The sequence below is a fragment of the Lysinibacillus sp. NPDC092081 genome, from assembly GCF_044755845.1.
Lineage (GTDB): Bacteria > Bacillota > Bacilli > Bacillales_A > Planococcaceae > Lysinibacillus.
In genome coordinates this window covers 36,466-60,549 of record NZ_JBIVRU010000006.1, presented here as the reverse complement: position 1 = coordinate 60,549, position 24,084 = coordinate 36,466, and the positions used below count along the sequence as shown (strand labels likewise).

Below are 24,084 nucleotides of genomic sequence, written 5' to 3'. Positions count from 1 at the left end.
GGATTACGATGACAAAGACAACAGATGGCGATCTACTGTTAAAAAATATTAATGCACAAGCCCCCTTCCCTATTTGCTTTGCAGATTTAGAAAAGGCAGTTGCAGAAAAAATGGAAGCTGGTCCATTTGGTTACATCCGTTCAGGTGCTGGTGGTGAGCAAACATTACGAAATAACCGTGCAGCCTTTGAAAAATACTCTATTATTCCACGCTTTTTACATGATGTTTCAAGTATTGATACATCGATTGAGCTGTTTGGCAAAGTACATCCAACGCCGTTCTTATTTGCTCCTGTTGGCATGAACAGAATGGCACATGATGAGGGAGAGCTTGCTGTTGCACGTGCAGCTGATCAGTTAAAAATTCCTTATATTCAAAGTACCGTTTCAAGCTATGCGCTTGAGGATGTAGCACAAGCAGCTCCCACTGCTACTAAATGGTTTCAATTATATTGGTCAACAAATGAGAAAATTGCCTATAGCATGCCGCTCGAGCTGAGGCCGCTGGTTTTGAGGCGATTGTTTTAACTGTAGATACAGTCATGCTTGGCTGGCGTGAAGAAGATGTTCGCAATCAATTTTCACCATTAAAGCTTGGGTATGCACGAGGAAACTATATGAACGACCCTGTTTTTACTGCTTCTTTACCAGATGATTCATTCGAGTCATATGTACAGGGCGTTTTGCAAAATGTGTTCCATCCAACGATCAATTATGCCTCGGCATAATTGCGTCCGGAATCGGCTTTGTGCTTGCACAAAGAACTCCTTTCCGATTCCGTGACATCCGCCGGAGGCTTTAACTTCTTTCTGCTGAAAGAAGTTAAATTGGGAGAATGTACGTGAATTAAAGACGACTTTGACGGTTCTATCCGTCGCTCTGTCTTCTATCCGTCACTTCGGGGTGGCTTTCCGTCGCTTTGGCTCTTCTATCCGTCACTTCTCTGGTTCTTTCCGTCGCTCTGTCTTCTATCCGTCGCTTTGGCTCCTCTATCCGTCACTTTGGCTCTTCTTTCCATCACTCTGTCGGGGCTATCCATGATTTTGGCTGTTCTATCCACGACTTTGACCGTTCTATCCACGATTTCGGCTGTTCTATCCACGACTTTGACGATTCTATCCATCACTTCGACCTTACTATCCGTCTGAATCTCAAAAAGGGCTACCTCACAATTGAGGTAGCCCCATTTTTTATTGAATAACACCTAGTTCACGACCGACTTTTTCATAGATTGCTAGAGCGTCGTCTAGCATTTCTTTTGTATGTGCCGCTGTAGGCATGTTACGAACACGTCCTGTGCCTTTTGGAACCGTTGGGAAAACGATCGATTTAGCGTAGACGCCCTCTTCGAATAGGCGACGTGAAAATTCCTGTGTAAGCTTTTCATCACCAATAATACATGGTGTAATTGGCGTTTCCGATTCGCCGATATTAAAGCCCAACTTAGCAAGACCTGCTTTTAGATAATCGCCATTGTCCCACAGCTTATCGTGAAGCTCTGTTGAGTCGATCAGCATTTGCACGGCTGCTGTAATCGCAGCAACATCACCTGGTGGTAATGCTGTTGAGAATAAAAATGGACGAGAACGCACTTTCAGCCAGTCAATTAAATTTTTCTTACCTGCTACATATCCACCAACAACACCAATTGCTTTAGAAAGTGTACCAATTTGGAAGTCAATTTCTTTTTCTAAACCGAAATGCTTTACAGTGCCTTTTCCTTTACCTGTTACACCTGATCCGTGTGCATCATCGACATATGTTATTAAATCAAACTCTTTCGCAATCTCAACGATTTCTGGTAATTTTGCAATATCACCGTCCATTGAGAATACACCATCAGTAATGACCATGACTTTATTGTATAAGCCTGATTCTTTTGCTTCCTTTGCCTTTGTACGTAAATCGTCCATATCTGAGTGATTAAAGGCAATGATTTTCGCACGTGATAAACGGCAGCCATCAATAATCGATGCATGGTTTAATTGGTCTGAAAGAATCGCATCATTTTTATCCATAACAGCTGAAATAGCTGCCATATTACAGTTAAAACCTGATTGGTAAGAGATAGCTGCTTCTGTTCCTTTAAATTCAGCAAGCTTTTCCTCTAATTTTACGTGTAAATCAAGTGTGCCATTAATCGTACGGACTGCTCCAGCCCCCACACCGTATGTCTCAATTGTTTCTTTGGCAATACGCTTTAAATCTTCATTCGTTGCTAAGCCAAGATAGTTGTTTGAGGATAGATTAATTAGATTTTTGCCACGTACCTGAATAATTGGGCCGTTTGCTCCCTCTACTGGATCAATTTCATTGTATAAGCCTTGATCGTGTAAGGCTTTTAGGTTCTCATCTAAAAATGCATTCAATACTTTTGACAAGCGTATCATCCTTTCCTAGGAACACTATTCTAGTTCCTAGTGTAGCACAAGCATGCTATTAGAAAAATTACTTTGTTAATCTTTCGAATAGTGGGGCAGTTTTTTCGCGCCAAAGAGATGATGATACACAATTATCTAATAATCGACGGACTGTATACTCCGCTTCCGCATAACGCTTCGAATAACCCATTGCATCCTGCATTGCTTCTTTATACTTTGCCCGAATATCTTCAATTTGAGCTTCTGCTTCCTGTGAAATTGCGCAATGTCTCCCTATATCGAAAATTTCATCCCCTAGTCTTCCGTCCTGTGGGTCAAAGATATGAGGCTCTGTACTATCAAAGATACAGAAATTCAATTCCGGGATAATAACCATGTCAACAGAGTTTGAATCCAAGCCACACCAAATAATTTGTGCATCGAGCCCTCTCGCATTTGCCTCGTCTGCTAAACCTTTCATTAAAGAAGATTTACCTGTACCTGGCTTACCTTTGATCATCAATCTTCGCGCTACATTTTTTGTTATGCTATCTACTGTATTTTCGGCCCCCCTCGGTGTTAATGTTCCGAGTAAGCGATGTGTGCGCATTCCTGTTTTATTTAAGACCATCGATTGGAAAATATCTGTCTTTAAATTTTCAATCTGGTCATTTAATGCCTGCCAGTTCATACAGCTCTGTGTGACTACTTCCCAATCATCATGAATCTTTATAGCATTATTCAGCTTCGAAATACACTTCTCACTCCATGACTCTCGTTCCGTCATTGCATCAGCGAGCTGTTCGCCAACCCTTTCAAGCTGGATTTCTTCTAAACAATCATAAAATGACATCACCCGATGCTTTGTTCCAAGGAAAACCGGTTCAATTCCCCATTCCGATGACCATACAAATAGTCGATTACATCCTTGAACATACACTGCCTCAACAATATCCTCCAGCAACGCATGCTTAAACCACTCCACCGCAAAGCCTTGCTTCACATAAAAATACCCAAGCTCTTTAAGAAGCTCCGATCCTTTAAACGTAGGTGCACCCTGCAAAATATAAACTAATTCAGCCTCATCCATCATTTCTTTATATAAATGTTTAATTCCTTGCCCAGTCAGTGCGTGTCCATAATAATAGGTCACATTTCCGTTCAATTTCGATCCCCCTTTATCTTATGCCTTGCATTATATGAAGGAACCTTTAAAAAAATGAAGAGCTACTTTTATTTTTCACAAATAAAAGTAGCTTCTTATTTAATAGAATGGCTTCATGCCCTCTATATCGCCAATACACTTCATTAATACCTTTCGACAATAAGGTAACGAATATTGCACAATATAGCCTGATGTTAAAGCAATGACCACAGTACCAATGCCAACAGGACCTCCGAGTAACCAGCCAAGAATTGTTACAAGCACCTCGATACCCATTCGTGCTGTTTTAATCGTTCCGCCAAATTTTTCAACAAGAATCATCATTAATGTATCCCGTGGCCCTGCCCCCATATTCGGAGCAATATACATACCACAGCCAAAGCTTAAAACAAATAAACCTACTACAAAATAAGTTATCTGTAAGCCATAAATACTTGTTGATGGTAATAGCCAATTAAAAACATCTATAAATGATCCGATAAGTAGCATATTGAGCCATGTCCCGATTTTTGGCCATTCTCGTAAAACAATTGCAGTTGAAACAACAATTAAAAGCCCTGTTAAAATAGACCAAGTACCAATTGATAAACCAAGATTCTGAAATAAACCCACATGTAACACATCCCAAGGGCTCGTTCCTATGATTTTCCCTTTAATGGACATTGTAATTCCAAGCGACATCACCATTAAGCCACCAATAAAAAACGTCCAACGCCACCCCGTAATTTTCCTCATATCATATCCTTCTCTCTATGTATGATATTGCTGTAACAGTACCCTATTTTCTACAAAAATCCTACTCTTACTTCCTGACAACTTAAATAAAAAAACTACCCAGCATATCATCCTTGGGTAGTGGTAATTGTTGCGAGTTTTGCTTTTGTCACTGCGACTAAATCATCTAGCTGTACGTGGATTTGCATGCCGATTTTCCCGGCACTCACAATAATACTTCCTTGCTCTTGAGCTGACGCATCGATGACAGTTGGATAAAGCTTCTTCATGCCGACTGGAGAGCATCCACCTCGTACATAGCCTGTATAGCCGAGTAACTCCTTAACCGGGAGCATGTCGATTTTCTTCTCGCCCACAACCTTTGCAGCAGCTTTTAAATCCAGCTCATCTGCTACAGGAATAACAAATACAAAAAGCTTTTGTGCACTTGCCTTTGCTACTAATGTTTTGAAAACACGAGAAACTGGGTGACCAATTTTTTCAGCAACCGAAATTCCGTCAACTTGGCCGTCACCAGTCTCATATTCAATTACTTCGAACTGTATTTTTTGTTGCTCCAATAATCTTATAGCATTCGTTTTCGCATGTTTTGCCTTAGCCATGTAAAAAAACTCCTATCTGTAGCATCAGGCTATCATGGAGAACATAGGGTCATTTCCTGGTCGATAGCCATCTTTCGCCATTTGAATATGAGTGGCATATTTTTCAGAAGCGTATTTAAATGTTCGCGCCCTATATGCCTCTGCATAACTCTTACCGAAAATTGTATCTGCAAATGGATTTAATTTCAATTCTATCGAAAAACGTTCTGGTACTTTAACTTCAATTACTTCACGTACAAAAGCAGGATCACTGTCATCTTTATCTACCTCTTGACCATTTAACTGCGCTTGCATGTGTTGAATTTTAGCATCTCCACTTACTGCTACATGTAAATCCTGTGGTGATGGTTGCATGGGTGCTAGAGCTGTATTCCGCACCTGCTCTAGAATTTGTAACGTCTCCTCATCTAGTATAGGCGCTTCCTCATCTACATGCTCTAGTGGATATGCAAGAGCTTCAGGCTTTTGCGTTTGTTGCAAATCTTGAATGATTGCTTGCTGTTGAGGCGTGATTTCTTTTGATTCTTCTTTTTGTTGCTCATAGAGTTCTTGATCTGTATGCCCTAATAGTAAATTTTCTAGTTCAAACAATAACGGATTTTTCTTTGGCTGAAAATATAGAGAGTTTTTTCGATATGCATCACCTGCTTGTTTTCGTTGTAAAATCTTTTTACGATTATAGTGTGATGAAATTCTTTCTTGTTCTATTAAATTGGATAGTTTCATATAATTCACCTCGGCTTTCTAATTTAATATGCAAGTTAATTAACAGATATGATAATATCTTCAATTAACTTTACCTATTCCGTCTGAACAGTTTCTTTACACTAATTATCGGAATTTTCATTATCAAATTCAAGAGCAAATTAATACTAAGCTCCTAAAGGAATAATCCATTTTTGATTAAATAGGCATAAAGACCTTTATCTAAATCCATTTTTCTCATTCATTTATTACTGTAATATATAATTTCAATAAAAAATATTACTGTTATCACTTTATAAATGATGTTAATTCACCACTAAAAAAAACAGCCCTTCAACAAGGACTGTTTCTATCTATCTTTTTTAGGTTTAATAAGTATACTTTTATAGGCTAAATAACCAAGCCATGCTCCGAGTGTATTTAAAATTAAATCATCCACATCTGCTGACCCAACTGTAAAAATAAATTGGATAGTTTCTACCGCTAAGCTAGAGAAGAAACCTACATAAATAACGGTCCGAGCTTTACGAAACTTTTTCGATAATAATGGAAGTAAAAAGCCCATTGGGGTAAATATTAATAAATTGCCGAGTAAATTAACGAGAATGATATCAAAATTAAAATACTGAGAGTAATTTATATAGCGAAGAATTGTATCAAAGGGAACAAAATTTGTAGTTAATCGCCAGTCACTATAATCAAACAATCCTAATTCATCAAAAGAATATTCACCTTTAAATAAAATAATGACTACATTCACTAGACGATCAATGACCAGTTTATAAAAAGCTATAATGGAGTAAATACAAAAAAATATCCAACCTGTTATTTTGATTGGTAAATAATATGTATCTATCAATGAACGATAAGGTAATGGTAGCTTGGCATTACCTTGTATATTATTTTTTGTCATGCCTTTACAACCTACCTCCTGTATCCTCTCATAATTTTAATATGCCCCACTTCCCCATGCAAGTGGTAATAATAAGATGGGTAAAGCGTTTTAAAGGATACTAGCACATTAGGAGTACTTTATCCCCCTATACTATACGTTTGTCCAGGTTCAATTAGAAAAGAGATAAATAAACAAATTTTAACAAAACCCTCGACTTTTGTGATGAACAAAAAAGCTGCCTCAATTAAACTGAGACAGCATTATTTCAAACTTTATACTGGATTTACACCATGCTTACGTTCTGAGAATAATAAATATTTTGACATATAGAGTTCTAAACGTGATTCAAGTGCTTTTCTTAAATCATTTGGCTCAATAACATCGTCAATGATCATCTCTGAAGCTAGACGATAGACATCGATTTCCTCTTGATATTCTTTGCGTTTTTCTGCAATAAAGCTTGCCTGGTCCTCTTTTGGGAGTTCAGCAATTTTATTTGCGTATACTGCGTTGACCGCAGCTTCAGGGCCCATTACAGCAATTTGTGCATTGGATAGCGCAATACAGCAGTCTGGCTCAAAAGCAGGACCTGCCATCGCATACAGACCTGCACCATATGCCTTACGAACAATGACTGTTAATTTAGGAACGGTCGCCTCGCTCATGGCAAAAATCATTTTCGCACCATGGCGTATAATTCCAGCTTTTTCAACTTGCGTACCAATCATAAAGCCTGGTACATCTGCAAGGAAAAGAAGCGGAATATTAAACGCATCACAAAGTGAAATGAATTTTGCTGCTTTATCAGCTGAATCGTGGAACAAAACGCCCCCCTTTACGCGCGGTTGATTGGCGATAATTCCGACGGATTGCCCATTAATGCGTCCAAGTCCTGTAATTAATTCTGAAGCGAATAATTTTTTTACTTCACAAAACGAATCTTCATCAATAATACGTTCAATTAACTTATACATATCAAAAGGTACGTTTTGATTTTTCGGTATTAGTTCCTCAATCGATTTCTCAAATGCCGCTGGTGGTTTGGGAGCCTCTACCTTACTGCGCTCTGCATAGTTGTTTGGGAAATAGCTTAAATATTTACGGGCATAGGAAATTGCTTCCTGTTCCGTTTTAGCAAGCACATCTCCGCAACCGGAAACAGAACAGTGCATTTTCGCTCCACCCATCGTTTCCAAATCTACCTTCTCGCCTATCACCATTTCCGCCATACGTGGGGATCCTAAATACATCGATGCATTGCCCTCTACCATGACTACAATATCGCAGAATGCAGGGATATATGCACCTCCTGCTGCCGAAGGTCCAAACAGTAAGCATATTTGAGGAATTTTACCTGAAAGCTTTACCTGATTATAAAAAATACGTCCTGCTCCTCTACGACCAGGAAACATTTCTAATTGATCTGTAATACGCGCACCTGCTGAATCGACTAGATACAGTAATGGGCAATTTAGCTTTTCTGCTGTTTCTTGAATACGAATCATTTTTTCTACTGTACGTTTACCCCAAGAGCCAGCTTTTATCGTCGAATCGTTTGCTAAAACACAAACAGTACGGCCATGGATTTTACCGATTCCTGTTACAACGCCATCTGCCGGTAAGTCACCCGCTAAGCAGTTCGCGTACAAACCATCCTCTGATTGCAGCCCATCATCTAATAATAATTCGAGTCGTTCACGTACAAATAACTTTCCTTGTTGTGCATTTTTATCGTGATATTTTGGCAGACCACCTGCTAAAATTTGTTCCTTCATTGTTTTAGTTGTATTTTCTGTCGGTACATTGCTCATATTTAATTCCTCCTTTTGCCCAATCGGTTATGCCTTAGCATAAATAATTAATAATATACCCAGTTTTTGGTTCATCATCATAACGTGTAACGCTGATCCCCGAGGAGTCGCCCATCCTCCACTCCAATCAACTTATATACATTGCATACTTTTTAAAAATGTCATCCCCGACTTTTGATGATGTGGTAAGCCCATCCAAAATCCTTCATCAGCGCCCTTTATTTCCCTACATATTGCGGTGTTCGCTTTTCCTGGAAAGCTAGTAAGCCCTCTAATCGATCTTCTGTAGGAATCAGAGCATTATATGCAAGTGATTCGATTTTTAAGCCAGTAGCTAAATCGACTTCAACACCTTGATTGATCGCAATTTTCGCCTGTACTAAAGAAAGCGGAGCATTTTTTGCCATTTCAAGTGCAAGTTGCTGAGCCTTTTCAAGTACTTCATGTCCCTCATGAACATACTCTACAATACCGTAGCTTCTTGCTTCCTCTGCATTTAATCGACGTGCTGTATAAATTAATTCTTTCGCTTTCCCAATGCCAATTAGTCGCGGAAGTCGTTGTGTGCCTCCTGCTCCTGGGATGATGCCTAGAGATGTTTCTGTAAGACCTATCTTTGCATGGGCAGCTGCAAGACGTAAATCACAGGCTAACGCAAGTTCGAGCCCACCGCCAAAAGCAACACCATTTAATACCGCGATAACTGGTTGAGCGAGTGCTTCTACTTTTGCTACTGTTGCCCCAATTAATTGCACAATCTGCTTTACTTGTCGGTCTGGCATCCCTTTACGTTCTTTTAAATCTGCTCCTGCGCAAAAAGCTTTTTCCCCTGCTCCTGTTAGTAAGATGACTCGCACTGCCGGATCACCATTTATGTTGTCGAGTGTCGTGCTTAGTTCTTGGAGTAATTGTACAGACATTGCATTCGCAGCTTCAGGTCTGGAAAGTGTAATAAGCCCAATGCAACCATCTAATAATTCAAAACGAACGAGTTGCGTCATAATTGACTCGCACTCCTTTCATTACGGGCAATCGCCATTTGTTTAGAGGCAACTGCTTTCCCTAGTTTCTGTTCAATAAATAGCGCCGCCTCTAGCACTTTATTCAGTTCTACACCCGTGTTAATACCCATGCCATCTAATAAATACAATAAATCCTCCGTGGCTACATTACCTGATGCTCCTTTGGCATATGGACAGCCTCCAAGCCCACCAAGTGCGCTATCAAACTTGGTAATTCCCATTTCTAAAGATTTAACAATATTCGCTAGTGCCGTGCCACGTGTATCATGAAAATGCATCGCAAAATTTTCCGCAGGGTATCTTTTAAACAATTCTTCTAAAAGACTTTCCACCTGTGTCGGTACACCAACACCAATCGTGTCACCAAGTGAAATTTCATCGACACCCATTTCTAATAATTTTTCTGTTACTCGCAAAACCTTTTCTGGTTGTATGTAGCCTTCATACGGGCACCCAATCACCGTTGAGATATAGCCTCGTACATTTTTATGCGCTGCCTTTGCCCCTACCACTACTTCCTCTAATATCGGAAATGTTTCATTAATCGCTTTATTTATATTGCTTTGATTGTGGCTTTCACTGGCCGACATAAAAACACTCACTTCATCTACTTCAGCCTGCAATGCACGTTCTAAGCCACGCATGTTCGGTACGAGTGCCGCATACGTTATATCTTTTTGGCGTTTAATGGCTTGAAGTACCTCCACCGCATCTGCCAGCTGTGGAATCCACTTCGGATGTACAAAAGACGTTACCTCGATATAATTCATTCCAGTTTGGCTAAGTAAATTCACTAGCTGTACTTTATCGGCAGTTGCAAGATGCATTTTCTCATTTTGCAAACCGTCACGAGGACCTACTTCCTTTAACGTTACATGCTTTGGTAGCTGCATAAAGAAGCCTCCTTATTCGATTTCTAAAATATCATCATCAACGTTAATGAAATCCCCTTCGTTCGCAATGATTTTTGTTACTACACCATCTTCTTCTGCAGCAATAGGAATCTCCATTTTCATCGACTCTAAAATTGCCACATCTTGTCCTGCTGTCACTTTCTCGCCCTCTGCTACAACGATTTTCCATACTGTTCCTGCCATGCTCGCTTTAACTGTTGCCATTATAAATCCCTCCAAATGTATGAATGTACGGTTAACCGTATGTGAATTTCATATAACGCATTCGCACTAATGGTGAAGTGCGAATGCTTTTTATCAATTTCTCCCTTGGCGTAATTGTTGTTGTCGCTTCGCTTTCGCACAGATAAACAATACGTCCAGTGGCTTTATTTTGTCTCTGCTAAAAGAGGTAGATAATATTCAGCTACAAATTTCGTTGTTGTATAGCCCTTTAAAAATTGTTCATGTGTGACTGTTTTCAGCAGCATCGGAATATTTGTTTGAATTCCTTCTACTTTATACGCTTGAAGTGCCTCGATAAGTCGTTCACACGCAATTGCTCGTGTTTCTCCCCATACTACTAGTTTGCTAATCATCGGATCGTAAAAAGGTGTTACCGTAGTGCCAGCCTCTACGCCACATTCATGGCGAATACCTTCACCTGTAGGTAATTCAAAAGCTGTAATTGTGCCTGGAGAAGGGAAAAAGGTAGAAGGATTTTCGGCGTAGATTCGCACTTCAATCGCATGCCCTTTTCTTTCTATGCTATCGCGAGTAAATGCTAATGGTTGTTTAGCTGCAATCTTTAATTGCTCCTCTACAAGATCCAACTTTGTAATTTCCTCAGTCACTGGATGCTCCACCTGTAGACGAGTATTCATCTCTAAGAAATAAAAGTTTTGCTCTGCATCTACTAAATACTCAATCGTTCCAGCATTCACATAGCCAATATGCTGAACTGCCTTGACTGACGCATCTAGCATACTTTTTCTTGTTTCTTCAGAAATGAAAGGAGATGGCGCTTCCTCCACTACTTTTTGATTTCTGCGTTGAATCGAGCACTCACGTTCAAATAGTGGTACGACATTGCCATCATGATCCGCAATAATTTGTACCTCGACGTGATGAGGATTAGCAATAAATCGTTCCATATACATCGTGCCATCACCAAAGAATGACTGTGCACGCTTTTGATTTCCTTCAAAGGCTTTTGCCAATTCCTCTGCATTGTCAACGAGCTGCATTCCGATACCCCCACCGCCAGCAGAGGCTTTTAACATAATCGGATAGCCTAGACGGGAAGCAATTTCTATAGCTTCTGTTACATCTTTCACCGGTGCCTCTACACCTTCAACTATTGGTACACCTGCTGCCTTCATTGTTTTTCGGGCTTCTAATTTACTACCCATCGAAGCAATTACGTCCGCACTTGGCCCAATAAAAACTAAGCCCGCCTCTGTACAACGTTTAGCAAACTCAGCGTTTTCTGATAATAAGCCATAGCCGGGATGAACAGCGTCAGCACTGCTTTCCTTCGCCACTTCAAGAATACGGTCAATATTTAAATAGCTTTGTGCAACAGGCGGTTTTCCGATACAGAACGCCTCATCCGCTTCTTTAACATGTAAGCTTTCAGCGTCAGCCTCAGAATACACCGCAACTGTTTGAACATTTAGTCGTTTGCATGTTCTTATAACACGCCTTGCTATCTCTCCACGATTTGCAATTAAAACCTTCTTGAACATAACACTGGCCCCCTTTTTACTTCACTGTTGCACCAAAACTCTCTCGCAATCTATACTTTTGAACTTTTCCTGATGCAGTCATCGGATAGTCGTCGATAAAGAAAATATGTCGTGGTATTTTATGTCTAGAGATTTTATCCCGACAATAATCCCGAATCTCTTCCTCTGTTGTCTGCTCTCCTTCTCGCAAAATGATCCAAGCTGCCGCTTCCTCTCCATAAACAGGATCAGGTACGCCTGCAACTTGTACATCTGCAATTTTTGGGTGTGTGTAAAGGAATTCTTCAATTTCTCGAGGAGATACATTTTCACCACCACGAATAATCATATCTTTTAAACGCCCTGTTACACGTACATAGCCCGCCTCATCCATCGTTGCCAAATCCCCGGTATGCAGCCAACCAGCCTCGTCAATTGCAAGAAGCGTTTCTTCTTGGTTTTTATAGTAGCCTTTCATGACATGGTAACCTCTCGTACATAGCTCTCCTTGCTCATTCGGCACAGCTTCTTCGTCTGTACCGGGAACGACGATTTTAACTTCTAGATTCGGCAATGCACGGCCAACCGTTTCTACCTTTAACAATAGCGGGTCATCTGCTCTCGTTTGTGTAATAACAGGTGAGGCTTCTGTTTGTCCGTAACAGATAGTAACATCCTTCATCCCCATTTTGTCGATAACGGCCTTCATCACCTCAATAGGACAGTTAGAGCCAGCCATTACTCCAGTACGCAACGTTGATAGGTCGAAAGACGAAAAATTCGGTAAATTAAGCTCACTAATAAACATCGTTGGTACGCCATGTAACGCTGTACATTTTTCTTTTTCAACCGTTTGTAGCACCTCAGCAGCTGAAAATTCCTGCACTGGTACCATCGTCCCACCACTAGTTGTAATCGCTAATGTTCCAATTACACAGCCAAAGCAATGGAAGAATGGGACAGGGATGCACAAGCGATCTTCATATGTTAAACGCATACATTCTGCAATATTAATCGCATTATTGACTAAGTTATAATGCGTTAACATAACACCTTTCGGAAAACCTGTTGTTCCCGAAGTATATTGAATATTAATAACATCATCATAATGAAGCTCTTGCTGTCTTTGATTTAATTGCTCCTCTGTTATTTGCTCTGCAGCAGATAAAACATCAGACCAGTTTAGCACTCCGGGATATTTTGTCTCGCCAATTAAAATAACATTTTTCAATAAAGGTAGTCGCTTTGATTGCAAATTACCCGGTTCACAATTTTCAAGCTCTGGACACAACTCTTGCAGTGTATTCATAAAAGAATGGTCTCGATAATTTTCAATTAAAATAATCGTTTTTGCATCAGATTGCTTCAATAAATATTCCAACTCACTTGAACGATAATTAGTGTTGACCGTGACGATTGGGGCACCCATTTTACCTGTACCAAATTGTAGTTGCACCCATTCTGGGACATTAGTCGTCCATACGGCAATATGTTCACCCTTCTCTATTCCAAGAGCCATCAACCCTCTAGCTACTAAACGACTTTGCCGATTGAGCTCCTCATAGGTCATACGTAAATCCCTATCTGCATACACTAATGCTTCGCGTTGTGGATACTTTTCAGATTGTTCATCTAGCAATTGACCAATAGTTTGATACACAAGTTCTGCCATGAAAATCCCCCTCATATATGATGATTAACAGCCAATTAGACGAGAAATAACGAGACGTTGAATTTCAGACGTTCCCTCACCGATTTCCATTAACTTAATGTCACGTAGATGACGCTCTACGTCATATTCTTTCATATACCCTGAACCGCCGTGAATTTGAATGGCTTGATTACAAGTACGAAAGCCCATTTCAGAAGCAAATAATTTTGCCATTGCCGCTTCCTTCCCGAATGGTTTCTTTTGATCTTTAAGCCATGCCGCCTTATGTACTAACGTACGTGCAAGCTCTATCTCCATTGCCATATCGGCTAATTTAAACTGTATTGCCTGAAGTTTTGAAATTGGTGCACCAAATTGTTCACGTTCTTTTGCGTATTTTAGTGCTTTCTCATAAGCTGCCTGCGCAATGCCTACAGATAATGCAGCAATAGAAATACGCCCTCCGTCTAAAGTATTTAAAAATTGGCTAAATCCGCGTTTTTCATCCCCTAAAAGATTAGCTCTTGGTACACGAACATTTTGCAAAATAATCTCACACGTATTGGAGCCACGTACGCCCATTTTGTCGTAATTGCAGTTGATCGTTACGCCAGGCGTATTCGTTGGTACAATGATAGCTGAGATGATTTTTTTATCATCTTCACGTTTACCTGTCACTGCTGTCACAATAATTTGACGTGCATGGCCAGCATTTGTGATCCAGCATTTTTCACCATTAATGATGTAATCATCACCATCAATTACGGCTGTTGTACGTGTCCCACCAGCATCTGAACCCGCATTGGGCTCTGTTAGACCAAATGAACCTAATGTTTCCCCCTTTGCTAACGGAACAAGCCATTCCTGCTTTTGCTCCTCTGTACCGAAATTATAAATAGGCGATGCACCTAGGCTAACTGCTGCTGCATAGCTTAATCCTGTGCCGCCACACGCACGACCGATTTCTTCAACAGCAAGTGCGTAGGAAACAGTATCTCCGCCTGAACCGCCGTACTCTTCAGGAAATGGGATACCTAATAAACCTAGCTCTGCCATCTTTTTAAAGCTCTCTATTCTCATCGTCGATGTCTCGTCAACCTCACGAGCATACGGTTTAATTTCATTTTCAGCAAAATCACGCACCATGTCTCGAATCATCTCTTGCTCTTTCGTTAGTTCAAAGTTCATCCCTAGTCCCCCTAATGTTTATTTTGCCATAGCGTATTTCGTTCAGATGACAGTTGCAAAAAATCAATTATGCCTCGGCATAATTGCGTCCGGAATCGGCTTTGGGCCGACATGATGTTGGTCACTCAGTCATTGCCACAGGACGTGGCAATGACTGAGTTGAGTTCCTCTATTTCAACGGGTGTTTGGACACCCGTTGAAATAAGTTAATACCGACTAGTCGGTTTGTATTAAGTATTAATAAAACCAGTCTCTACTGCTGGCTCCCCCTTGATCATAAATTGAACTGCTTCTTCCATTGCTTGTTCAGTGACAATCGCACGCAATACCATATCCGTAAATACTTCTGTAATTTCCTCCATTGTTAATGGACCTGATTGCTTAAACCATTTATATGTCCAGTTAATCATCCCAACAATAGCCATCGTTACAATAGTACAAGGTAGTTCTGTGCGAAAATCCTTTGTTTGCTGGCCTTCCGCTATGACTTTTTGTAAAATATCCCGATATTGATCTCGTTTTTTATGAATAATTTCACTATATTCCTCTGGCAATGAACGACTCTCCTCATAAAAAACAGTAATATGCGCTTGATACATATCAAATACTTGGGTCAGTGTTTGCAGCATTGCACATAAACGTGTAATCGGCGTATCGTATTTGTCATATGCCTCCTGTGACTGTTTAATAACATATGAAATAAATACATCGTGAATTTCATACAACAGTTCATCTTTCGATTTAAAGTTATGATAAAACCCACCTTTTGATGCACCAATATATTCAACAATGCGATCAACAGTTACATTGTGATAGCCATCTTGCTGAAATAGCACTACAGAAGCGTCAACAATGCGTTGTTTTAACGTCTTTTTTACCATAGGCATCTATCATCCTTCTTATAACTCTTTACTCCATTACTCTTTATAATTAGAAAAAGTTTTGGGTCATCACCATAATGTGTGGTTGATTTCCGTTCCGGCTGGGCGCTTTCCTTGGGGCGTTCAGCCTCCACTCCAATCAACTTACGCATACGGCATATGTTTAAGCAAAATGCCATCCTATCTCTCGGTGACAAAACCTGATTTTTCTTAATTATAAAAAAACTACGACACCATTAATATAGCATTTACAAAAATTAGTGTCTAGCATCGAGATAGATTTTATTTAAAATTACGAGAATTTATTTTACATAAAGCAGAATATTATAAATCACCACAAGTAAACAAACATACAATTACTGTATGATTCCCAACTTTTTTTCATTACTAAAATCCAAAAAAATTCCCTAGCGCTGTATAAAGACACTAGAGAATCTCAAAACATAGTTTTATGAAGCTTTTGGTATTTTACGTAGCCACGAGATGATGATTGCAATGATTAATGCAAAGCCTAAATACCCCATTGTTGAATAAACCTTTCCAACTAATGTCGTGAACCCTACTAAGCTTGCGACAAAGCCTATTAAACCAATGACTACAATGCCTAACTTAAAATATTGATGGTCAGGCGCTATAAAACGTACTGTAAATGCATAAAGCATCCCTACAGCTGTATTGTACATCATGCCTAATAAAGCAATAGACATTAAAATACCCACAACAGGATGAATTTGTTTTGCTAGCTCTAATGTTGGCATTGCTGCCCCACCAACTACGTCCATTTTAACGAACAAAGCAATATTAATAAGTATGATTAAAACACCGAGCATTCCCCCCCCAAGAAAACCGCCTAAACCAGCAATCTTGCGCTCTTTTACTGTGCCCCCCATAACAATTAACATCGCAGTACCAGCAGCTATGTTATAAGATACATAGAGAAGCGCCCCCAATATCCAATTTGAAGCCGCAGATGTTTGCTCTTGCGCTAACACATTCTGTTCTGCAATTGTTAAGTCCATTGTAAAAATGGAGTAAATTAAAATAATAAAAACGATCCCCATTAAATATGGCGTCACTAAAGCTATTATATTAATAATATTTTTTACATTTAATAGCAATGTTAAAATCGTAATGATTACCATAAAAATACTGCCAATCATCGGATTTATACTAAACATTTGCTCAAATGTTGACCCCGATCCAGCAAACATTACAACCGCAACACCAAATAAGAAGAATGTAATGACTATATCTAATAGTACCCCAACATAACGTCCACCAATTTGATATATAACCTCTTTATGAGATGTCGTTTGTGAATCCGCTCCTAATTGCGCTAGACTCATCCCTAAAAAGGCAAATGCGATTGTTGCGACAATTCCTCCTGCAATACCGTAAAGACCAAAGCTCGTAAAGTATTGCATAATTTCTTGTCCTGATGCAAAGCCAGCACCAACGATTAATCCTACAAACGCGCCACCTATCTGCCAACTTTTTTTCATCGAACACCTGCTTATCTATTTTTTGAGCAAATTCAAATCCACAAGATCCCCCTGGGGTACGCGGTAGCTTCCTCGCAGGAGCCATCGCCTTATGATTTAAGTTCCATCCATAAGTTTTCTAAGTTGCATTATTTATATGTTTTCTGCGCTACTGTGAATAAATCAATCGTCTCCCTATTCACTTCATAACCGATACCCGCTTTTTGAGGAACTTCAATATAGCCGTCCTTTACCACAACTTCTGGGTCGATGATATCTTTTTCCCAATAACGGCTGGAGCCTGCAGTATCTCCAGGTAAAATAAAATTCGATAATGTAGTTAATGCCACATTATGTGCTCGACCAATACCAGACTCCAGCATGCCGCCACACCAAACCGGAATGTTATTTGCTTCACAATAATCATGTATTTTCTTTGCTTCTGTTAAGCCACCCACACGTCCAATTTTAATATTAATAATTTTGGTACTGCCTAACTCAACAGCTTTACGTGCATCCTCTAATGAATGGATACTTTCATCCAAGCAGATTGGCGTATCGATTAATTTTTGTAATGCTGCGTGGTCAATGATGTCATCTGATGCCAATGGCTGCTCGATCATCGTTAAATGAAAAGCATCTAGCTGCTTGAGTGTTTCAGCATCTGACAGACGAAAAGCTGAGTTCGCATCCGCCATAAATGCCACATCGGGGAACGCTTCACGTAATGTACGCATGACTTCTACATCCCAACCTGGCTTGATTTTGATTTTCATTCGTTTATAACCTTCATTCACAAAGCCATCTACTAACGCTACTAAGTCCTCGATTGATTGTTGAATACCAATACTGATCCCTACTTCGATGTTGTCCTTTTTGCCACCAAGTGCAGCTGCCAGTGATTGATTCGTCTGCTGAGCATAAATATCCCAAATAGCACCTTCAATCGTGGATTTCGCCATATTATTTTTACGAATTGGTTTAAATAGCTCATTGACCTCATCCGGATGCTGAAGCTCTTTATTTAAAAGAAGAGGAATTAAAAAATCTTCTAGCATATGCCAGTTCGTTTGCAATGTTTCCTCGTTGTACCAAGGAGAATGGAACGCTACAGATTCTCCCCAACCGATCGTTCCCGCTTCATCCTTGGCCTCTAAAACTAAAAAATCTCTATCATCAAACGTGCCAAAGCTAGTTGTAAATGGTTCTTTTAATTTCATTTTTAAATGTCTAATGGTAATTTCCGCAATTTTCATATTGGTTTGCCCCTTCCAGATTTAAAGTTTCTAATTTAATGAGAACATACTCGTTGTAATGTTCTTGCTGCTGCAATTGAACTGCCGCATAGCCTTGCGCAAATAATCGTTGTAATAAATATCTCGTTTTGAAACGCCAGTCCAATGCTAATGTTGGATCTTGCAGCTTCAATGCTTGAAAATCCTTCGGTACAGGCAATGTATATAAATCTCCATTATATTTTGAATTTTCAGTTATATTTAAGTGTGGAAAGCCTTGTTCATTTGGTATACAACTTGCCACTGGTATGGCATCAGTTGCATCTATTGAAACACTTTTACTTACATAATCAGAGGTGATATACCAGCACACCTCAAAACGATCTGAAGGTAGTCCCTTATTTAAGCCATCCTGCATTTCACCGTAGCAATTTTCTATATACGTATAACAAATACCATTTAATTTGGACAGATTGAGAAAACCATTTCGTGTTTCCAGCGGATCAAACGTCCACACCATTAAATCGTAGCCCCGCTCAATAGCAATAGCTTGCTGGGTATATTTTAATTGTTCACCTATTCCTTGAGACCGGTAATTTTCGTCTATCCCTAACATATGGGAGCATAAATAGCTTTTGCCCTCTCGAAACCCTGAAAAGCCATAGCTAAAGCCAACTAATTGATCATCATCAAAGGCTCCAACAACGATACCGCCATTTTTCACAGCTGTTAAAGTTTGATGAATGGGAATTGAAGGCATGCCCCAGACGTTAAATTCCAATTGCTGAACTTGCTCTAGTTGTTCGATTGTCTTTATTTCCCTTACGTCAATCATTACTATCACTTCTTTCTATTCTTTATCCCATTTAACGGCCCTAACTTAGGGTCTATAAAGCTCGTAAAATAGCTCTCGTGATAATGTTCACACCAGTAATAAGCCGCTCTCGATTAAATGTCATTTTAGGATGATGTAATCCTGGTGTTACACCACAGCCTAAGCCAAGCATTGTCGCTTTAAGAATAGGACGCTCATACGTATAAAAATGAAAGTCCTCTCCTCCCGGAGTGACGACTGGTAAAGCACATGCCTTTTTACCAACAACTTCAATAATAGCTGCATTCATATGCTGTAATGCCTCATCATTTACTAGTGCTGCAACAATATGCGCATCTACATTTAAGGAAATTTTTGCACCATACATTGCTTCTACCGATGCCTTCACGCGTTCAATACCATCTGTAAGAGCTTGCATTACTTCATTTGTTTGTGCTCGTGCATCAATGCTAAATGTTGCTTTCCCAGGAATAATATTTGTAGCAGTACCTCCTGCATTAAATTGCGTCATTTTAACTGATGCTGAGACATTGGGGTCCGTCCAAATTTTTTGTAAGCCTTCGACAATCGCTGCCCCTACCTCAATAGCATTAATGCCAAGTTCAGGTCGTGCGCCATGTGCCTCTTCTCCAATAATGGTCCCAGTAAAAAGCTTTGCCGCACCATGGTACAATGCTGGGGCATACGTTCCGTCCTGTAATTCTTTTAACGGACGAACATGGACACCAAATAAGTATTCTAGATGATCAATAAGTCCCTTCTCAACGAATGCGCGAGCGCCCTGTGCCTTTTCTTCAGCAGGCTGAAAAAGAATTCGTACTGCGCCGGGAAGTAAATGCTCCATATCCTTTAACACTAGTGCCGTCCCGATAGCCATCGTCATGTGACCATCATGACCACAAGAATGATTGGCCTTAAATTCACCATCTACTTCCTGCCATAGTGCATCAATATCCGTACGAAATCCGACTGTCGGTGTCCCTTTCCCGATATCTACATACAGTCCAGTCATATTTTCGAAAAGCTGAGGCTCCATCTGTGCCTCCTTCAATAGATCTGCAATGTACTGCGTTGTCTTCTGCTCCTTCCAGCTAATTTCTGGATGCTCATGTAGATGTGTAAAAATCTCTGCCAATCTCGGCTGTAAGTTTTGTAAACCTTGGTTCATTTTATTCAACTCCATCGATTTGCTAAAAAGCTATTTTGGAAATCATCATATTTTACGCGTTGATTTTCATAATAGTCGTGATTTTGTGCAGTCATACCTGCAATTAGTGTATTTAAAAATGCAATCAGCGCTGGCATTGCGTCAATTGTAGACATTTCTTGCTGTTCATTCACAAAGGTAATCGTCGCATATTGCGTAATAGGTGCAATTTTAGAATCTGTAATACCAATAATCTCACAATTTTTTTCTTGAATTTCAGCTGCAAATTGAATCGGTTCTTTAAAATAGCGATGGAACGATAAAATAGTGACCACACTATCCTCATCGATTTCTTGTAAAGCTCTAATGATTTCACTAGTTTCAAAATCTAACAGCACTACGTTAGGACGTAACATATTTAACGTAAAATACAACCATTGTGCCGCTAAATGGGAGGACCCATTCCCAACAATATAGATTTTTTTCTTCGTATGCAGCAGGCGAGAAGCACGATTAAAATCTTCCTCGTTAATGTTCTTAGCCACATTTAAAATACTCGATGCATCCTTTTCCATCGTTTTTTCATAAAAACGTGGCGTTTCAAAAAGTGCCTGCTTTGATTGCAAATAATTGTGCAAGCTACTAGTATGTCCTTCATTGAATAGATGCATCGTAATCTCTCTCTGCAACTCAGCATAACCCGATAATCCTATAGCGTAGCAAAAGCGGATAACCGTCGTTTCACTTACCCCTGCCTTTTCCCCCACATATGCAGCTGAGTGAACGCCGACAGTCTGCAAATTTTTGAGGATAAAGATCGCTACCTTTTGCTGACTCTTTGAAAGCTCCTGGTAGTTATGTTGAATGACTTGTTGAATTGTTTGATTATCCATCAAAGAAGTACATCCTTTTTATTTTAGTTTTTGAAGTTTAAACTTCATTTTCATGTTACATACAGTAGCATAAATATTTTCACAATTCAATATGTTTTCTGAAATTTCTGTTTATATATGAAAAATAGAGATTTTTCAATTTAGTGGCCCATTATCATAACGGGGTTAATTTCCGTTTCGACCAGAGGCGCCCGATGAGCCACTTGGGCCAACTTGTTCTCGAAATTTTATCAGCGATCTTTATGATGTTATCAGCTATCTTTGACATTTTATCAGCGATTTTCATGCTGTTATCAGCGATTCTAGTGATACTGCTGGTATAGATACTATTGAACGAGAAGTGCTGTTTCCCATAAACCGTTATTCTTTAATGAAGTACATAGTGATAAGTTTTGTTATGCACTTTCTCATTTACCTTATTTAAATAAAAAAAAGCTCCAGATCAGTGATCCAGAGCCAAAAACATCGTGATTTTATTTTATACCAACAATAAATTCAGTCATATCAACTATTAATTGAACTTTATTTATCAAATTTCATTCCTTTTAACAAATCTGCAAACGCATTATTAATCGGTTCAGCTTCTTTTTCTTGCTGCTTCATGTACTTTTGTACACTACGCTTATCTACTTTGCCACCGCCTTCTTTTTTACGACGGGCTTCAAATGCAGATAACTTTTCACGATAACCACACTTACATACGAAGATTTGGCCATCACCTTCACCACGTAGTTCTAGCTTTTTCTTACATTGCGGGCATCGTGCGTTTGTGACGCGAGATACGTTTTTACGATGTCCACAATCACGGTCTTGGCAGACAAGCATTTTGCCTTTTTTACCGTTGACTTCAAGCATTGGCTTGCCACAATCAGGACAGGATTTTGTTGAGATATTGTCATGTTTATATTTTTTATCACTTGCTTTAATTTCAGCGACTATTTCTTTCGTGTGCTGTTTCATTTCATTGATGAACACATCTTTTTTCAACTTACCTTTTGAAATGAGCTCAAGCTTTTGCTCCCACTCGGCTGTTGTTGCAGGAGAACGTAATTCTTCAGGCACTAAGTCCAGTAATTGACGACCTTTAGATGTAATGTGAATTTCTTTGCCGCCACGTTTTTCGATTAAGAATGAATTAAATAGCTTCTCAATAATATCTGCTCGTGTTGCAACTGTCCCTAACCCGCCTGTTGATTTCAACGTATCTACAAGTTTCTTGTCGTTCGTTTCCATATACTTCGTAGGATTTTCCATAGCAGATAGTAATGTCGCCTCTGTAAAACGTGCTGGTGGCTTTGTTTGACCAGATGTTTGGGCAATTAGCTTTGTTTTTAACACTTGTCCTTGTTCTAAACGAGGAAGCAGTTGCTCTTTGACATCATCCGTTGATTCTTCATCATCAAAACGATTTTGATATACTTCTTTCCAACCAGCAATAGTGACCGTTTTCCCTTTGGCAATAAATTTCTCATTACCGATTTGAGCTTGTACTGTTAATTGCTCATATTCTTGTGCTGGGAATAATACAGCTAAAAATCGTTTTACTACTAAATCATAAATTTTACGCTCTTTATCATTGAATGCAGATAAGTTCACATAGCCTTCAGTTGGAATAATGGCATGGTGATCGGATACTTTACTGTCATCTACAAATGATTTATTCGCTTTAATCGGCTTAGTTAAAATTTTATTCGTTAATGTACGGTATTCGCCGATGCCACATGCTTTTAGACGCTCAGGTAATGTGCCGACAATATCAGATGATAAATAGCGTGAATCTGTACGAGGGTATGTCAGCACTTTATGAGATTCATATAGCTTTTGCATAATATTTAATGTTTCTTTTGCAGAATAACCAAATAATTTATTGGCATCACGTTGCAATTCTGTTAAATCATAAAGACCAGGAGCAAATGATTTTTTAGGCTTGCGATCAATTGATGCAACCTTTGCATCTTGATTGCCTAATGCTTTGACAATAACGTCGACTTTTTCTTTATTAAAGCTACGTGAATTACCGTTTGCGTCTTGCCATGTAAGCTTTAATGAATCTGTTTGTGCTTCAATACCGTAGTACGTTTGTGGTTTGAAGTTTTTAATTTCATCTTCGCGTGCAGCAATCATCGCAACAGTTGGGGTTTGAACACGGCCACAATTCAACTGTGCATTAAATCTTGTTGTTAGAGCCCGCGTCGCATTTAAGCCAATGTACCAATCCGCTTCAGAACGAGCGACAGCTGCAGCATATAAATTTTCGTAATTTTTACCCGGTTTTAAATTAGCAAATCCTTCTTTGATCGCTTTATCTGTGACAGATGAAATCCATAAACGTTTAATTGGTTTTTTAACATTTGCTTTGTCAATAATCCATCGAGCAACTAATTCACCTTCACGCCCAGCATCAGTAGCCACAATGATTTCATTGACATCATTACGCGTTAACTGTGATTTGACCGCATTATATTGCTTACCCGTCTGCTTCATCACTACTAGCTTCATACGTTCTGGCAACATCGGAAGGTCTTCTAAATTCCATGTTTTATATTTATTATCGTAGGCTTCTGGATCAGCTAATGTCACTAAATGACCTAATGCCCAAGTAACTATATATTTGTCACCTTCTAAAAATCCATTCCCCTTTTTATTACATTTCAAGACGTTTGCTATATCACGTGCAACTGAAGGTTTTTCAGCAATAACTACACTTTTAACCATATATTTTCGTACTCCTTTACTAACTATGTACTGTCTAATATACCATAAGTTCGGGGTAGAAATTGTTTAGAGGCATCTACTTAGCCTCCATAACAGTCATTGCCGGAGAAATGATTAGGTAGTGATGGAAAATGATCGGGTACA

Annotated in this window: 22 protein-coding genes; 2 read left to right on the top strand and 20 right to left on the bottom strand. The window is 39.4% G+C overall.

Annotated features, from left to right (window positions below; all coding sequences use genetic code 11):
- Positions 1–8: 8 nt before the first annotated feature.
- On the top strand, positions 9–527 hold the full coding sequence (locus ACIQLB_RS11675) for an alpha-hydroxy acid oxidase (RefSeq protein WP_400725491.1): 519 nt from the start codon (positions 9–11) through the stop codon (positions 525–527).
- On the top strand, positions 518–727 hold the full coding sequence (locus ACIQLB_RS11670) for a hypothetical protein (protein ID WP_400725859.1): 210 nt from the start codon (positions 518–520) through the stop codon (positions 725–727). Before ACIQLB_RS11675 ends, ACIQLB_RS11670 begins: the two co-directional genes overlap by 10 nt.
- 462 nt (positions 728–1,189) lie before the next feature.
- Here the strand turns inward: ACIQLB_RS11670 and ACIQLB_RS11665 are convergent, their stop codons facing one another.
- The 20 genes from ACIQLB_RS11665 to ACIQLB_RS11570 all read right to left on the bottom strand — a co-directional run bounded on the left by ACIQLB_RS11665 (position 1,190) and on the right by ACIQLB_RS11570 (position 23,940).
- Complete coding sequence (locus tag ACIQLB_RS11665; RefSeq protein WP_400725488.1) at positions 1,190–2,389, bottom strand: glycine C-acetyltransferase; 1,200 nt, start codon at positions 2,387–2,389, stop codon at positions 1,190–1,192.
- A gap of 58 nt (positions 2,390–2,447) precedes the next feature.
- Positions 2,448–3,524 carry a nucleotide kinase gene (locus tag ACIQLB_RS11660; RefSeq protein WP_400725485.1) on the bottom strand — a complete coding sequence of 359 codons (1,077 nt, stop codon included), beginning with the start codon at positions 3,522–3,524 and terminating at the stop codon, positions 2,448–2,450.
- A 99-nt stretch (positions 3,525–3,623) separates the two neighbouring features.
- Positions 3,624–4,259 carry a YczE/YyaS/YitT family protein gene (locus tag ACIQLB_RS11655; protein ID WP_400725482.1) on the bottom strand — a complete coding sequence of 212 codons (636 nt, stop codon included), beginning with the start codon at positions 4,257–4,259 and terminating at the stop codon, positions 3,624–3,626.
- A gap of 107 nt (positions 4,260–4,366) precedes the next feature.
- Positions 4,367–4,861 carry a Cys-tRNA(Pro) deacylase gene (gene ybaK / locus ACIQLB_RS11650; protein WP_400725479.1) on the bottom strand — a complete coding sequence of 165 codons (495 nt, stop codon included), beginning with the start codon at positions 4,859–4,861 and terminating at the stop codon, positions 4,367–4,369.
- 24 nt (positions 4,862–4,885) lie between these two features.
- Complete coding sequence (locus ACIQLB_RS11645; protein WP_400725476.1) at positions 4,886–5,587, bottom strand: hypothetical protein; 702 nt, start codon at positions 5,585–5,587, stop codon at positions 4,886–4,888.
- 328 nt (positions 5,588–5,915) lie between these two features.
- Positions 5,916–6,479, bottom strand: a complete 564-nt coding sequence (locus ACIQLB_RS11640) for a VanZ family protein (protein ID WP_400725473.1) — start codon at positions 6,477–6,479, stop codon at positions 5,916–5,918.
- Positions 6,480–6,733: 254 nt separating this feature from the next.
- A complete protein-coding gene (locus ACIQLB_RS11635; RefSeq protein WP_400725470.1) occupies positions 6,734–8,272 on the bottom strand; it encodes an acyl-CoA carboxylase subunit beta in 1,539 nt (512 codons plus the stop codon).
- A 218-nt stretch (positions 8,273–8,490) separates the two neighbouring features.
- Complete coding sequence (locus ACIQLB_RS11630; protein WP_400725467.1) at positions 8,491–9,273, bottom strand: enoyl-CoA hydratase; 783 nt, start codon at positions 9,271–9,273, stop codon at positions 8,491–8,493.
- Positions 9,270–10,187 (bottom strand): hydroxymethylglutaryl-CoA lyase, encoded by a 918-nt coding sequence (locus ACIQLB_RS11625; RefSeq protein ID WP_400725464.1) that lies wholly within the window; start codon positions 10,185–10,187, stop codon positions 9,270–9,272. The genes ACIQLB_RS11630 and ACIQLB_RS11625 overlap by 4 nt, the downstream gene beginning before the upstream one ends.
- 12 nt (positions 10,188–10,199) lie before the next feature.
- Complete coding sequence (locus tag ACIQLB_RS11620; protein WP_031418413.1) at positions 10,200–10,412, bottom strand: acetyl-CoA carboxylase biotin carboxyl carrier protein subunit; 213 nt, start codon at positions 10,410–10,412, stop codon at positions 10,200–10,202.
- 164 nt (positions 10,413–10,576) lie between these two features.
- Positions 10,577–11,935: an acetyl-CoA carboxylase biotin carboxylase subunit gene (locus ACIQLB_RS11615; RefSeq protein WP_400725459.1), complete on the bottom strand. Its 1,359-nt coding sequence runs from the start codon at positions 11,933–11,935 to the stop codon at positions 10,577–10,579.
- Positions 11,936–11,951: 16 nt separating this feature from the next.
- Positions 11,952–13,586: an AMP-binding protein gene (locus ACIQLB_RS11610; protein ID WP_400725456.1), complete on the bottom strand. Its 1,635-nt coding sequence runs from the start codon at positions 13,584–13,586 to the stop codon at positions 11,952–11,954.
- 24 nt (positions 13,587–13,610) lie between these two features.
- Positions 13,611–14,753: an acyl-CoA dehydrogenase gene (locus ACIQLB_RS11605; RefSeq protein ID WP_400725453.1), complete on the bottom strand. Its 1,143-nt coding sequence runs from the start codon at positions 14,751–14,753 to the stop codon at positions 13,611–13,613.
- A gap of 230 nt (positions 14,754–14,983) precedes the next feature.
- On the bottom strand, positions 14,984–15,634 hold the full coding sequence (locus ACIQLB_RS11600) for a TetR/AcrR family transcriptional regulator (RefSeq protein ID WP_400725857.1): 651 nt from the start codon (positions 15,632–15,634) through the stop codon (positions 14,984–14,986).
- 449 nt (positions 15,635–16,083) lie between these two features.
- Positions 16,084–17,136: a YkvI family membrane protein gene (locus tag ACIQLB_RS11595; RefSeq protein ID WP_400725450.1), complete on the bottom strand. Its 1,053-nt coding sequence runs from the start codon at positions 17,134–17,136 to the stop codon at positions 16,084–16,086.
- Positions 17,137–17,264: 128 nt separating this feature from the next.
- Positions 17,265–18,371 carry an o-succinylbenzoate synthase gene (menC, locus tag ACIQLB_RS11590; protein ID WP_400725447.1) on the bottom strand — a complete coding sequence of 369 codons (1,107 nt, stop codon included), beginning with the start codon at positions 18,369–18,371 and terminating at the stop codon, positions 17,265–17,267.
- Positions 18,346–19,185, bottom strand: a complete 840-nt coding sequence (locus tag ACIQLB_RS11585; protein WP_400725445.1) for a GNAT family N-acetyltransferase — start codon at positions 19,183–19,185, stop codon at positions 18,346–18,348. The genes menC and ACIQLB_RS11585 overlap by 26 nt, the downstream gene beginning before the upstream one ends.
- A gap of 52 nt (positions 19,186–19,237) precedes the next feature.
- Complete coding sequence (locus ACIQLB_RS11580; RefSeq protein WP_400725442.1) at positions 19,238–20,353, bottom strand: M20 peptidase aminoacylase family protein; 1,116 nt, start codon at positions 20,351–20,353, stop codon at positions 19,238–19,240.
- A 5-nt stretch (positions 20,354–20,358) separates the two neighbouring features.
- Positions 20,359–21,225: a MurR/RpiR family transcriptional regulator gene (locus tag ACIQLB_RS11575; protein WP_400725854.1), complete on the bottom strand. Its 867-nt coding sequence runs from the start codon at positions 21,223–21,225 to the stop codon at positions 20,359–20,361.
- 522 nt (positions 21,226–21,747) lie between these two features.
- The gene (locus ACIQLB_RS11570) at positions 21,748–23,940 is read right to left on the bottom strand and encodes a DNA topoisomerase III (protein WP_400725439.1); all 2,193 of its coding nucleotides are present in this window, start codon (positions 23,938–23,940) and stop codon (positions 21,748–21,750) included.
- Positions 23,941–24,084: the final 144 nt, after the last annotated feature.